Consider the following 13,821-nt stretch of genomic DNA (forward strand, 5'->3'; position numbering starts at 1 on the left):
TTTAACTAAGTTATTAATGAATAGAAGAAAATTTATATTTAGTACTTCAGTTGCAGCAGCAGCCAGTACCGCTTTAGCCTCAACATCATTCTTATTACAGGCAAAGGAGAAAGTTAATCAAGCTTCTGATGATGTATTTGCAGATGATTTCGAACTCAATGAAATCACGATAGATCAACTACAAGAAAAAATGGAGAAAGGTAAACTGACATCCAAAACCATTACCGAGATGTATTTAAAAAGGATTGCCAAAATGGATAAAAAAGGACCTTTATTAAATGCGGTAATAGAACTTAATCCAGATGCCATAAAAATTGCCAAACAAATGGATGATGAGCGTAAAAACGGTAAAATAAGAAGTAGAATGCATGGAATTCCTGTCTTGATAAAAGATAATATTGATACAGGAGATAAGATGATGACAACTGCTGGCGCAACAGCATTGATAGGGAACATAGCTAGTAAAGATGCATTTATAGTTCAACAATTAAGAAATGCTGGTGCGGTTTTATTAGGTAAAACAAACTTAAGCGAATGGGCAAATTTTAAATCCTCAAAATCTACTAGCGGATGGAGCAGCCGTGGCGGGCAAACCAGAATGCCTTATATTTTAGATAGAAATCCATCAGGATCTAGTGCAGGAACGGGTGCCGCAGTTGCTGCAAATTTTTGTGTGATAGGTATTGGTACCGAAACAGATGGCTCTATAACTTCTCCATCTTCTATGAACGGATTAGTTGGGATTAAACCTACGGTAGGTTTATTAAGCAGAACAGGAATTATCCCTATTTCTGCAACACAAGATACTGCCGGACCAATGGGGCGAACCGTTAAAGATGCTGCTATTTTTTTAGGTGTTTTAGCAGGGTTAGATGCCAACGACCCAGTAACTTTAGAAAGTAAAGGAAAAGCAAAAACAGATTATACTTTGGGATTATCTCTTGAAGGTTTAAAAGGGAAAAGAATTGGTGTAGAAAAATCTTTTTTTAGACGTGGGAATCAAGAAGTGATTAACATTTTTAAAGATTCAATTCAAATTTTAAAAGATAAAGGAGCAATAATTATTGAAGTTGAATTATTGAAAAAAATTAATGAAGGTGGCGATAATGGAGAATTTGAAGTTTTACAATATGAGTTTAAAGATGGCTTGAACAAATACCTGGCAACTGCTAATACAAAAGTAAAAACCCTGGCAGAAGTAATTTCCTTTAACAAAGCCAACGAAAAAACTGTAATGCCTTACTTTAAACAAGAAACCTTAGAAAGTAGCAATGCAAAAGAAGACTTAAGTTCTAAACCTTATAAAGATGCTTTAATAAAATCCACAAGCTCAAGAAAGATCATTAGCAGTATATTAAAGGATAGCCAATTGGATGCAATCTGCGGTATTTCTAATGGGCCAGCTGCATGTATTGACAATATTAATGGTGATTACGGCACTGGCTTTTCTTTTTCTGGCCCTGCAGCCACAGCCGGTTACCCTCATATCACTTTACCAATGGGCATGCTGCATCAATTGCCAATAGGAATTTCATTTATTGCAAATGCTTATCAAGAAGCAGAATTAATTAAGATTACCTATGCTTTTGAACAAGCAACAAAAATGAGAAAAGCACCAAAATTTATTCCTACAGCTATTCAAAGCGTAGTATAAAAAATTTTATCACTTGTTTTTACAAACGATAAATTGAGAAAACGAAAAATAAATTTAGATTTACTTATCAGTTATTTTGTTCACAATTGTAAATCTATATGCCGGTAAAAATATTTGGAAGTGCAGTTTATGGTGTAGAAGCCATACCTATTACCATTGAGGTTGATATTTCTAAAGGCATCTCTAAATATTTTATTGTTGGGCTACCAGACAATGCGGTTAAAGAAAGTATGCTCCGTATAGAAAGTGCTTTAACTAATAGCGGTTTGCGTATGCCACGGATGAAAATTGTGGTAAATATGGCTCCAGCCGATATTAGAAAAGAAGGATCGGCTTACGATTTAAGTATTGCTACAGGTATTCTGGCAGATTCTGGTCAAATTCCTAGTGAAGAAATTGGCGATTATTTGATAATGGGAGAGCTATCTTTAGACGGACAAGTTCAGGCTTTAAGAGGTGCACTTCCAATTTCAATCCAGGCAAAAAAAGACAAATTTAAGGGTTTCATTTTACCACAACAAAATGCCAGAGAAGCTGCAATAGTAAGCGGAATTGACGTATATGGAATTAGCCACATTTCAGAAATTGTGGATTTTTTCCAGAACGGAATAAAGCCAAAACCAACAATTGTTGACACTCGTGATGAATTTTATCATGCCATCAATAATTACGATGCAGATTTTGCTGATGTAAAAGGACAAGAAAATATCAAACGTTCTTTAGAAATTGCAGCAGCGGGCGGTCATAATGCTATTTTAATTGGTCCTCCTGGGGCAGGTAAAACCATGCTAGCCAAAAGATTACCCACAATTTTACCTCCATTAAACTTACATGAGGCATTAGAAACCACAAAAATCCATTCTGTTGCAGGTAAATTATCAACAACAGATGCCTTAATAACACGCAGACCATTCCGCTCACCACATCACACAGTTTCAGATGTTGCTCTAGTTGGTGGTGGTGGCAATCCGCAACCTGGAGAAATATCTTTAGCACATAACGGAGTTTTATTTTTAGACGAGTTACCAGAGTTTAAAAGAACGGTTTTAGAAGTAATGCGCCAACCTTTAGAAGAACGAAAGGTAACCATTGCAAGAGCAAGAATGTCGGTAGAATATCCTGCAAGTTTTATGCTAATTGCAGCTATGAATCCTTGCCCATGCGGTTATTATAACCATCCTGAAAAGGAATGTGTTTGCGGACCAGGTGTTGTTCAAAAATATTTAAGTAAGGTTAGTGGCCCATTATTGGATAGAATTGATTTACATGTGGAAGTTACCCCAGTTAATTTTGATGAGCTATCATCAGAAAGAAAAGCTGAAAAAAGTGAGATTGTAAGAGAGCGAGTTATAAAAGCTAGAGAAATGCAAACCAAGCGTTTTGAAGAAACTGAAAACGTTTATTGCAATGCCCAAATGAGTCCACAAATGGTTAGAGCTATTTGCAAAATCACCGATGCAGGACAAATTCTTCTTAAAAAAGCAATGGAAAAATTGGGTTTATCCGCAAGAGCTTATGATCGTATTTTAAAAGTTGCCCGTACCATTGCAGATTTATCAGAAAGCGAACAAATTGGAATTGAACATTTAGCCGAAGCTATTCATTTTAGAAGTTTAGATAGGGAAAATTGGGCCGGTTAGTTATTTTGTTCATAAATTGATTTGGGCGTTTTATCCGCCAGCTGGCGGATTTCACTGTATCTTTTTTTGCTGTTTGCAATATGGTAAGAGCAAAAAAAGGATGCCGTTTCAATCGTTAACGCAGAAAAAAATAGTTAATTAAGTTTCTGATTAAAAATTAATTATAGGCTAATTATCAAATTATTCATGACTTTTAACTGTTAAAAGCGCTAAAACTTTTAATCCTAATTTCCCGTTTATTCATACAAAATCACAAAGAAAAATCATCATGAAATATTTAAAATTATTGAGTTTGAGTTTGTTCGCAATTGCTATAAGTGCTTGTAACAGTAATGGGCAAACAGGTTCTTCAAAACAAGCAAATCAAAAAGATTTAAAAATGGATTTAACTCCACCAAAAGGAGAAAAAGTCGCAGCATTTGCAGAAGGTTGTTTTTGGTGTAGCGAACATGTTTTTGAAGCAGTGGTTGGGGTAAAAGACGTAATTTCTGGATATGCAGGCGGTACTACCTTAAACCCAACTTATGATTTAGTGAATACAGAAACTACAGGTCATGCAGAAAGTGTTTTGGTTTATTACGATCCAAACGTAATTAGTTATGCCGAATTGGTAAAAGTGTTTTTTGCATCTCATGACCCAACTACGCCAAATCAACAAGGACCGGATAGAGGTACTTCTTATCGTTCCATTTTATTTTATCAAACAGATGCAGAAAAGCAAATTGCAATGGATGAAATAAAAAAGATAAGTGCATCTAATATGTTTTCTAATCCGCTGGTTACACAATTAAAAAAATTAGATGCTTTTTATAAAGCAGAAGAATATCACCAAGATTATGTTAACGGAGGTAAAGGAAGCATGAATCCTTATGTAAAAAGTGTTTCAATTCCTCGATATGAAAAATTTAAGAAAACTTATAAAGGCAAATTAAAGCCTGGAGCTTAATATTTGAAAAGGGTTTTGATAGTATCAAAGCCCTTTTTTCGTTTTTGGAATGGATTTTTTATTATTAAGATAATATGTAAATTGCTTAAAATTTATTTTTATGAGTGATAAAGATTTGTTAGTTGTTATATCTGAAATGTTGAGAAAACAAGATCAACATTCCGAAATATTAAGTAACCAGACAAAAATTTTGAATCATCATTCTGAGATATTGAATATGCACACTAAAAACTTTGAGGAGATGGGCTCAACTCTGAAAAGTCTTCTTGATATTTCTATTACTCAATTCGAAAAACAACAAATTTTTAATGAACAAATGCTTGATAAATTAGATAATTTAGGAAAACCCTAATTTCAAAATCCCATCATAAATATTCCTCTCAATTTTCTTAATTAAACTATCTTAGCCAATATGAAAATTGGTATTATCGGTTTAGGCGATATGGGTAAATTATATGCCCGTACTTTTGCAAAAGCAGGCTTAGAAGTTTCTGGATGTGATTTAATCGATAGAAAGTTAGCTTTAGAAGAAGAGCTTTCTCCACTTGGTATTACCATTTTAAACGATGCCAAAGAAGTCTCAAATACTTGCGATTTTATTTTTTATGCTGTTGAAGCTGAGAAAATTAACGAAGTGGTTGCCTACTCAGGAGATGCTACAAAAGCTGGGGCAATAGTTACCGGGATGACATCTGTGAAAACTCCAGAAGTCTCTGCCTTTGAAAAATACCTTCCAGAAGATTGCGAAATCATTTTAACACACGCATTACATGGTCCTGGATTTGAAACTAAAGGTCAAAAATTAATTGTTGCGCCACATCGAATTAGTAAAGAAAGTTATCAAAAGGCCTTCGCAATCCTAAAAAAGTTAGAATCTGAAATCATAGAATTGAAAGATTATCATCAGCATGATCAAATAATGGCCGATACTCAAGCTGTTACGCACATGGGTTTTGAAAGCATGGGAACTGCCTGGAAGAATGCCGGAACTTATCCTTGGGAAAGTGGCGCATATGTTTCTGGAATTGATAATGTAAAAATTTTAACAACCCTCAGGATTTTTAGTTACAAAGCACACATTTACGCCGGTTTGGCTATCCTAAACCCTTACGCTTCTAAGCAAATTGAAGTATACGCACAATCAGAATCCGCATTGTTTAAAATGATGATTCAGGAAGATGAAGCGAATTTTAGAAAAAGAATTTATGAAGCAAGGGAATTTTGTTTCCATGGTCAGCATAATCTTATTTTATTTGATGATGCCATTATGAAAGAATTCAGCATTGGCAGCAATAGTGCTTTAGCAAAATCCAATTCACATTTAAGCCTTTTGGCAATGGTTGATGCCTGGCATCAATTAAAAATAAATCCTTATGATAATTTAGTTGGGCAAACGCCACCTTTTAAACTTCGATTAGGCATTGTAGAATATCTTTTTAAAAATGATGATCTATTAGAAGAAACTATCCAAACCGCATTATTTGATAAAAGCATCCGTGGTGACGATTTAGAATTTCATACCGCAGTAAGGGAATGGGCATCTATTATCAAATATAAAGATATGAATGGCTACAAAGAACATTTTGCTCAAGCCAAAACATTTTTTGAACCTTTGTTAGAAAAGGGAAGGGAGCAAAGTGCAGAATTAATTAGAAGACTATCTTAAATTTTACATATTCAAATTCACATCATGAAAAACATTATTTCTTTATTAACAATAACCATTTTTTTATTTTCTTGTAACAGTGATTCAAAAACAGGTAATAAACATGACAGTATAGTTATAAAAGATACATCACAACAGCATATCGATAAAGAAGAAATAGTAGATAATTCTGAAAACGACAAAAAATCAGTAATTGATGAACTTCAAGGTAAATGGGTGAGAGTAGATTATCCTTTTTCTATTTACGAATTTAAAAATAGTCAGGTTAAATTAACAGAGGAAGGATTAGTAGGGCCCTTGAAGTTTAAGGATTTTAATATTCAAAATAGCTGTGTAAGCTCTGAATCTGGTAGTTCAAGGTTTTCTAAGAGTGATATGTATCTTTATATTTCTCCAGAAAAAAGCTGCTATCATTTAAGCATTTCTAATGATACACTTACGCTTGGTGGAACAGATGCAGAATATTCTTTAAAGTTTAAAAAAAAAGATAAATAACAACCTCATAATAAATTTGATTTAATCAATTTTAGGGTTAATTGCCCGATGCTTGAGTCGAATAAAAAAGAATTCATATTAATGCCTGTTAAACTAAAGATTGATAGACCATGGTCTTATCTTTATGTAAAGAAAAATATCACCCATTTAACAACGTGTAGCTATTATGCAGAAGTCGACTCTTAAAAGTTTAAAACAACACTAATCATTCGCATTGGCCTTGCTATAAATACTATGTGGTAATAATATACTTGATAAGGAAAAAATAAGTTTACGTACACAACTACTTTTGATGAATTTCCTAATATGTTGAAATCTTCCTCTTGCCTATTTTGCGCAAAATTTTAGCTTTGTAAAGGTTGATTGATTTGTTGAGTCTCATACCTCAAATCTTCATACTCAAATCTAAACAATGGCTGAAGAAGTAAATTATAATGATGATAGCATCCGGTCGCTCGATTGGAAAGAACATATTAGGCTTCGTCCTGGGATGTATATTGGGAAGTTGGGTGATGGTTCTGCATATGATGATGGCGTTTATGTGCTCCTGAAAGAAATCATGGATAACTCTATTGATGAGTTTGTAATGGGAGCAGGACGAACAATCGATATTACCGTAAGCGACCATAAAGTCTCTATCCGTGATTATGGACGTGGAATTCCTTTAGGAAAAGTTATCGATTGCGTTTCTAAAATTAACACTGGTGGTAAATATGACTCTAAAGCTTTCCAAAAATCGGTAGGATTAAACGGAGTTGGTACAAAAGCAGTAAATGCCCTTTCGGGGAGTTTTACAGTTCAATCTTATCGCGATGGAAAAACCAAAAAAGCCGAATTTGAACAAGGAGAACTGGTAAAAGATAACCCTGATATAGAAACCACACAGCGTAACGGAACGGCAGTAATTTTTATTCCTGATGAAAGTATTTTCAGGAATTATAGATACATTCCTGAGTTTATTGAGAACATGATTTGGAATTATGTTTTCTTAAATGCTGGTTTAACTATCAATTTTAATGGACAAAAGTTTTTTTCTGAGAGAGGTTTATATGATTTATTAGCAAGAAACACTGATGCCGAAGCTAATCGTTATCCAATTATCCATTTAAAAGGAGAAGATATTGAAATTGCCATGACGCATGGACAACAATATGGCGAGGAATATTATTCTTTTGTAAACGGACAGCATACTACACAAGGCGGAACGCACCAACAAGCTTTTAGGGAAGCTTTAGTAAAAACGGTAAGAGAATTTTACAAGAAAGAATTTGATTCTTCAGACATCAGGGCATCTGTTGTTGCGGCAATTTCTATTAGGGTACAAGAACCAGTTTTTGAATCTCAAACCAAAACCAAATTAGGATCATTAAACATTGGGCCAGACGGACCAACCGTAAAAACGTTTATCAATGATTTTATTAAAAAAGAATTAGATAATTACCTGCACCAAAATCCACAAACTGCAGATGCTTTATTAAAACGAATTCTGCAATCTGAAAGGGAGCGTAAAGATATTGCCGGCATTAAGAAACTGGCAAATGATAGAGCTAAAAAAGCGAGTTTACACAATCGTAAACTACGTGATTGCAAGTGGCATTTAGATGATGATAAATTAAGCGAAGAAGAACGTAAAAGAACAACGCTGTTTATTACCGAGGGAGATTCGGCTTCTGGTTCTATTACAAAAGCCCGTGAGGTTAAAACGCAAGCAGTTTTCTCTCTTAAAGGAAAACCTTTAAATGCTTATGGTTTAACCAAAAAAGTGGTTTATGAAAACGAAGAATTTAATCTTTTGCAACACGCTTTAAATATTGAGGATGGATTAGAAGGACTCAGATACAATAATATTGTGGTTGCGACAGATGCTGATGTAGATGGAATGCACATCCGTTTATTGCTGATGACTTTCTTTTTGCAATTTTTCCCAGATTTGGTAAAAACCGGGCATGTTTTTATTTTGCAGACTCCATTGTTTAGGGTTCGAAATAAAAAGGAGACTATTTATTGCTACAGCGATGAAGAACGTGTTTTAGCGATTGATAAACTTGGCGGAAAGCCAGAAATCACAAGATTTAAAGGTTTAGGAGAGATTTCGCCAGATGAATTTGAGAATTTCATTGGTGAGGATATTCGTCTAGATCCGGTGATTTTGCAAGGAGAAACAAAAATTAAAAACCTATTAGAATATTATATGGGTAAAAACACCATGGATAGGCAACAACATATTGTACAAAATTTAAGGGTAGAAAAAGACGATGCAGATATTATAGCTGATGCTAAATTAGCTGCTGAAGCATTGGAAGAATCGGCAGCTTAAAGAGAGCTAAAGACAAAAAGCTTAATGCAGATAAACTGAGATTAAAAGTACAAACTGATTTTACTGACTTTTTGCGTTAACAATAGAAACGGCAGCTTTTTTTGCAATAGTCATTTTGCAAATAGCAAAAAAACTATAGTGGATAGCGTGTTAAAACGCCCAAAATAAAATCGTTAAAAATTATCGATTTATAATTACTACATAACCTAAAAATTAATTAATATCATTGATAAAAAAAGAAATTAATATTGCTTTTGAGGATTTTGAAAGCATAGAAGAATTGAATAAAGCCGACAGAGAATTATGTTTAGAAGCTGTAAAAGCGATGGAAAATTCTCATTCTCCCTATTCTAAATTTAAGGTTGGAGCCGCTGTGAAATTAGCTTCCGGAAAGATTGTTTATGGTAGTAACCAAGAAAATGTGGCTTATCCATCTGGTTTATGTGCAGAAAGGGTTGCGCTTTTTACAATTGGTGCAAATTATCCTAATGATGAAATTATATCGATAGCAATTACAGCCAAAACCAATGAATTTGAAATCTTAAAACCAGTAACTCCTTGTGGAGCATGTTTACAAGTGATGGCAGAATCAGAAAAAAAGCAATTGAAAGAAATTGAAGTTTTATTGTATTGCATTAATGGGTCAATTTGGAAAGCGAAAGGTGTTAATAGTTTCTTGCCTTTTATGTTTTTTGAGGAGAGATTGGGAAGAGCATAACAACAGAGAATTTTTTAATTTTAACCACAGAGTGCGCAAAGTTCACAGAGTTGGATGAGAAAGAGTCAATAAAAAATGGAAATAGAAAATTCTTTAGCGACTAAAATAATAGGTTTCGCTATTAAAGTACATAAAGAATTAGGACCTGGTTTATTAGAATCTGTTTACAAAGAATGTTTGGCCTATGAATTAAAGAAAAATGGTTTATTTGTTGAAAAAGAGAAACCTTTACCAATAATTTATGATAATGTTAGACTAGATTGTGGTTATAGATTAGATATTTATGTGGCAAATAAAGTTATTATTGAAGTTAAATCTGTTAAGGAAATGAATGATATTTATCTTGCTCAATTATTAACCTATTTGAAATTAGCAGATTGCAAATTAGGTTTGTTAATAAATTTTAATGTTTTATTGTTGAAAGATGGATTAAAAAGAGTCATCAACGAGTATTAAAATAAATATTTAAGTATTTGATGCGTATTGCTAAGACTTAACGAAATAAAGTTCAATAATGATTTTAATATATGAATATTATAAAAACATCTAATCTCAAAGGTATTAAAGTTTGTGATTTTACTAAAGAAGATATTAAGGAAATGATTGAGAAAGCAGAGAAAGGAAAGTTTCATTCCATGAAATATTTAAAACAGAAAATTTCAGAATGGAAAGAAAAAAAATAATAACCTCAGCTCTGTGACCTCTGCGTCCTTTGCGGTTAAAAATCTAGCCATCCAGAAAAAAACTGAGCGGTTAAAAACAAACAATGAACGAAAACAATTACAAAAACGAAGAAACCCTACACAATATAACACCTCTTAGCGGTTTATACGAAAACTGGTTTTTAGACTATGCATCCTATGTAATTTTAGATAGAGCGGTTCCTCATATCCATGATGGATTGAAGCCTGTACAACGTCGTATTTTGCATTCATTAAAAGAAATGGATGATGGACGCTTTAATAAAGCGGCCAACGTAATTGGAAATACCATGAAATACCATCCTCATGGCGATGCTTCAATTGGCGATGCCATGGTACAAATTGGTCAAAAGAATTTGTTGATTGATACCCAAGGAAACTGGGGTGACCCAGTAACCGGAGATTCTGCTGCGGCACCCAGATATATTGAAGCTAGATTATCCAAATTTGCATTAGAAGTTGTTTTTAATCCTGATACTACCGAATGGCAATCGTCTTACGATGGAAGAAATAGAGAACCAATTACATTACCTGTAAAATTCCCGCTTTTATTAGCTCAAGGTGCGGAAGGTATTGCTGTTGGTTTGGCAACTAAAGTAATGCCGCATAATTTTATTGAGCTGATTGATGCTTCCATAGAAATTTTAAAAGGTAACCGTCCAGATATTGTCCCTGATTTTTTAATGGGCGGGATGGCCGATTTTTCTAACTATAATGAAGGTCAGCGAGGTGGAAAAATCAGAGTTAGGGCAAAAATTTCAGAATTAGATAAAAAGACTTTGGTGATTACCGAAATCCCTTTTTCTACTACAACACTTAACTTGATTGATAGCATTATTTCTGCTAATGATAAGGGTAAAATAAAAATCAAGAAAATTGAGGACAACACCGCAAAAGATGTAGAAATAGTTATTCATTTGGCTCCAGGAATTTCTCCGGATGTGACTATTGATGCACTTTACGCCTTTACCAATTGCGAGGTTTCTATATCGCCTAATACTTGTATCATCAAAGGAGATAAACCTCATTTTATGAGTGTTAACGATATTTTAGTTGAGAGTACTCATTACACCAAAAATCTTTTAAAGAGAGAATTAGAGATTAAACTCCATGATTTAATGGAGCGAATTTTCTTTAGCTCTTTATTAAAAATATTTATTCAGGAAGGGATGTATAAACATCCTGATTATGAAAATTCTACCAATTTTGAGGAAGTTTTAATCGTTTTACACCGATTATTTGACCAATTTAAACCAAGTTTATATCGAGAAATATTACCAGAGGATTTTAAGAAACTGATTGATAAACCAATGAGTAGCATCACCCGCTTTGATGTTAAAAAAGCAGATGAACAAATGGCGGCATTGGAAAAAGAAATCAAAAATGTTAAACACGATTTAAGGCATTTAACCGATTATGCGATTGCTTATTTTAATCGTTTAAAAGAAAAATTTGGAAAGGGAAGAGAGCGTAAAACGGAGATTAGAACCTTTGATAAGGTAGAAGCGGCACAAGTTGCTTTAGCAAATACTAAGTTTTATGTAAACCGAGAGGACGGTTTTATAGGTACAGGATTGAAGAAGGATGAGTATATTTTCGATTGTTCGGATTTAGATGATATTGTTGTTTTTAGGGAAGACGGCGTTTGCTTGGTAACTAAAGTTCAGGATAAGACATTTGTAGGGAAAAACTTATTGCATGTTGGTGTTTTCAAGAAAAACGATGAACGCACCATTTATAATATGGTTTATAAAGATGGTAAAACTGGTGTTGCCTATATCAAGCGTTTTGCAATTGGTGGCGTTACCCGTGATAAAGAATATGATTTGACAAAAGGTAGTAAGGGCAGTAAAATTCTTTATTTTACAGCAAATCCTAATGGAGAAGCTGAAGTTATTAATGTGGCTTTAAAGCCTTTATCAAAGCTAAAGAAACTTTCTTTTGATATTGATTTTGCCGAAACTTCTATTAAAGGAAGAGCATCACAAGGAAATATTTTAAGCAAATACGCCATCAAAAAAGTCACCTTGAAATCTAAAGGTGTTTCTACTTTGGCGGGCAGAAAAATCTGGTATGATCCTATCGTAAAACGATTAAATGAAAATGGACATGGAAGATATTTAGGTGAATTCCAGGCAGAAGATAAAATACTTTGTGTTTTTATTGATGGTAGTTATGAGCTTTCAAGTTTTGATTTAACAAATCATTTTGATGATAAAATGTTGAGGATAGAAAAATTAGATACCCAAAAAGTTTTCTCTTGTATCCATTTTGATGGAAAATCTAAAAACTATTTTATCAAAAGGTTTATTTTTGAGGATTTGGCTATTGGAAAGCGTAGCGGATTTATCAGCGAAGAACCTAATTCTAAAATGATATTACTTAGTAGCGCAGACCATCCGATAATAAAGATAGAATCCTTAAAAGGAAAATCACAACTTTTTGACGAACAAGAACTCGATTTATCAGAAGCTATTGATGTAAAAGGAATCAAGGCTCAGGGAAATAAACTGAGTCAAAATGATGTGCAGAAAATAGAATTGATTTCTGAGATTAACGATAGAGAAGAAGTACAAGAAGAGGAGATTGAAGAAATTTGTATCGATGAAGAAGAAGAAATAACTGATGAGGATGCTATCAAAAGCGAACTTTTAAAAGTTGAATCAAAAACTTTTGAAGAAGAGATAACAAAAAAAGAAGAAGAGAAAAAGGAAACCATTAAGCCCGAGGAGATTAAACCTAAATTCACATCAACTCCAAAGCAAGAAAAAAAGATAGATTTTGAAATCACCAATCCAGATGATATTAAATTAGATGATAAGGGACAAACGAAGTTGTTTTAAATAATATAGGAAATAAGGTTTTGGTGATGTAGCTAAAACCTTACTCTAAAATCTTCTTTAGCTTGGCCTTTTCTAAAAAAAACTAAACCAATCCAAAATAAATCTATAGTAACGGTTACGTTAGGATGCGCTTTAATCATTTCCCAGGCTTCTTTCATTCCTTCGCTCCAATAAATATCATCAAATATCATTACAGAGTTTTCATTAAGATGAGGCAAACACCAATTGAAGTAATTTATGGTGGCATCTTTACGATGATTTCCATCAATGAAAATTAAATCTAAGCTTGATTCTTTTTCAATAATCGGGGGAAGTGTTTCATCAAAATTCCCGATGTTAATATTTAGATTTTTTAACCCTAAATAATCAAAATTCTCTTTTGCAACAGCAGCAGTTTGAGGACAACCTTCTAAAGTAATCACCTTGGCATTTGGAACAGCCTCAGCAAAATAAGCAGACGTTATTCCTAAGCAAGTTCCCAGTTCAATGATATTTTTAGGCTTAAACTCTTTAGCTAATCTAAATAGCAACTGTGCTAATTTCTTAGGCTTTAAAGCATTTTTAGCCAATTGTTTAACTTGTTTTTTTTGTTGATTATTTACAAGTGAACCTGCTCCCAAATCTGTAATCGTAATAAACCGATCGTCAGCTAATAATTTCTTTCTTAAATTCTCGATATTTTTATACTCAGGTTTTTCTTTAAAATCGTAAATTACCTCATCAATTAATTTATAAACAAAAGGAGAATGTACGCCATGACGCGTTTTGGCTTTGGCTAAATGTTTGATGTAATTGATAACAAGAGTAGTGTTAAACATAGCTGCGAAAATATGGAAAAAGT

At 33.4% G+C, this 13,821-nt stretch carries 12 protein-coding genes; 11 read left to right on the top strand and 1 reads right to left on the bottom strand.

What is annotated here, in order from left to right; all coding sequences use genetic code 11:
* The first annotated feature begins 16 nt into the window (after nucleotides 1-16).
* From A5893_RS06190 to A5893_RS06235, 11 genes are all read left to right on the top strand, one after another.
* Nucleotides 17-1,654: an amidase gene (locus tag A5893_RS06190; RefSeq protein WP_068821684.1), complete on the top strand. Its 1,638-nt coding sequence runs from the start codon at nucleotides 17-19 to the stop codon at nucleotides 1,652-1,654.
* Between the two features lie 98 nt (nucleotides 1,655-1,752).
* The gene (locus tag A5893_RS06195) at nucleotides 1,753-3,294 is read left to right on the top strand and encodes a YifB family Mg chelatase-like AAA ATPase (protein WP_068821685.1); all 1,542 of its coding nucleotides are present in this window, start codon (nucleotides 1,753-1,755) and stop codon (nucleotides 3,292-3,294) included.
* Nucleotides 3,295-3,562: 268 nt separating this feature from the next.
* Nucleotides 3,563-4,240: a peptide-methionine (S)-S-oxide reductase MsrA gene (gene msrA / locus A5893_RS06200; RefSeq protein WP_068821686.1), complete on the top strand. Its 678-nt coding sequence runs from the start codon at nucleotides 3,563-3,565 to the stop codon at nucleotides 4,238-4,240.
* A 100-nt stretch (nucleotides 4,241-4,340) separates the two neighbouring features.
* Nucleotides 4,341-4,592: a hypothetical protein gene (locus tag A5893_RS06205; RefSeq protein WP_068821687.1), complete on the top strand. Its 252-nt coding sequence runs from the start codon at nucleotides 4,341-4,343 to the stop codon at nucleotides 4,590-4,592.
* Between the two features lie 60 nt (nucleotides 4,593-4,652).
* Nucleotides 4,653-5,906 (top strand): prephenate dehydrogenase, encoded by a 1,254-nt coding sequence (locus A5893_RS06210; protein WP_068821688.1) that lies wholly within the window; start codon nucleotides 4,653-4,655, stop codon nucleotides 5,904-5,906.
* Nucleotides 5,907-5,930: 24 nt separating this feature from the next.
* Nucleotides 5,931-6,401 (top strand): hypothetical protein, encoded by a 471-nt coding sequence (locus A5893_RS06215; RefSeq protein ID WP_068821689.1) that lies wholly within the window; start codon nucleotides 5,931-5,933, stop codon nucleotides 6,399-6,401.
* 412 nt (nucleotides 6,402-6,813) lie between these two features.
* The gene (locus tag A5893_RS06220) at nucleotides 6,814-8,718 is read left to right on the top strand and encodes a DNA topoisomerase IV subunit B (protein WP_068821690.1); all 1,905 of its coding nucleotides are present in this window, start codon (nucleotides 6,814-6,816) and stop codon (nucleotides 8,716-8,718) included.
* Between the two features lie 226 nt (nucleotides 8,719-8,944).
* Nucleotides 8,945-9,436, top strand: a complete 492-nt coding sequence (locus A5893_RS06225) for a cytidine deaminase (protein ID WP_068821691.1) — start codon at nucleotides 8,945-8,947, stop codon at nucleotides 9,434-9,436.
* Between the two features lie 75 nt (nucleotides 9,437-9,511).
* Nucleotides 9,512-9,892, top strand: coding sequence for a GxxExxY protein (locus A5893_RS06230; RefSeq protein ID WP_068821692.1), 381 nt, complete (start codon nucleotides 9,512-9,514; stop codon nucleotides 9,890-9,892).
* A 71-nt stretch (nucleotides 9,893-9,963) separates the two neighbouring features.
* Nucleotides 9,964-10,119, top strand: a complete 156-nt coding sequence (locus A5893_RS17665) for a hypothetical protein (protein WP_157687488.1) — start codon at nucleotides 9,964-9,966, stop codon at nucleotides 10,117-10,119.
* 83 nt (nucleotides 10,120-10,202) lie between these two features.
* Nucleotides 10,203-12,980, top strand: a complete 2,778-nt coding sequence (locus A5893_RS06235; RefSeq protein ID WP_068821693.1) for a DNA gyrase/topoisomerase IV subunit A — start codon at nucleotides 10,203-10,205, stop codon at nucleotides 12,978-12,980.
* Nucleotides 12,981-13,012: 32 nt separating this feature from the next.
* Here the strand turns inward: A5893_RS06235 and A5893_RS06240 are convergent, their stop codons facing one another.
* Entirely contained in the window at nucleotides 13,013-13,798 is a 786-nt protein-coding gene (locus A5893_RS06240; RefSeq protein ID WP_068821694.1) for an O-methyltransferase, read from the bottom strand.
* Nucleotides 13,799-13,821: the final 23 nt, after the last annotated feature.

This window comes from Pedobacter psychrophilus (genome assembly GCF_001652725.1).
Lineage (GTDB): Bacteria > Bacteroidota > Bacteroidia > Sphingobacteriales > Sphingobacteriaceae > Pseudopedobacter > Pseudopedobacter psychrophilus.

Coding starts and splice junctions, on each gene's coding strand:
- A5893_RS06190 (WP_068821684.1), top strand. CDS start 17: ATGAATAGAAGAAAATTTATATTTAGTACTTCAGTTGCAGCAGCAGCC.
- A5893_RS06195 (WP_068821685.1), top strand. CDS start 1,753: ATGCCGGTAAAAATATTTGGAAGTGCAGTTTATGGTGTAGAAGCCATA.
- msrA (WP_068821686.1), top strand. CDS start 3,563: ATGAAATATTTAAAATTATTGAGTTTGAGTTTGTTCGCAATTGCTATA.
- A5893_RS06205 (WP_068821687.1), top strand. CDS start 4,341: ATGAGTGATAAAGATTTGTTAGTTGTTATATCTGAAATGTTGAGAAAA.
- A5893_RS06210 (WP_068821688.1), top strand. CDS start 4,653: ATGAAAATTGGTATTATCGGTTTAGGCGATATGGGTAAATTATATGCC.
- A5893_RS06215 (WP_068821689.1), top strand. CDS start 5,931: ATGAAAAACATTATTTCTTTATTAACAATAACCATTTTTTTATTTTCT.
- A5893_RS06220 (WP_068821690.1), top strand. CDS start 6,814: ATGGCTGAAGAAGTAAATTATAATGATGATAGCATCCGGTCGCTCGAT.
- A5893_RS06230 (WP_068821692.1), top strand. CDS start 9,512: ATGGAAATAGAAAATTCTTTAGCGACTAAAATAATAGGTTTCGCTATT.
- A5893_RS17665 (WP_157687488.1), top strand. CDS start 9,964: ATGAATATTATAAAAACATCTAATCTCAAAGGTATTAAAGTTTGTGAT.
- A5893_RS06235 (WP_068821693.1), top strand. CDS start 10,203: ATGAACGAAAACAATTACAAAAACGAAGAAACCCTACACAATATAACA.
- A5893_RS06240 (WP_068821694.1), bottom strand. CDS start 13,798: ATGTTTAACACTACTCTTGTTATCAATTACATCAAACATTTAGCCAAA.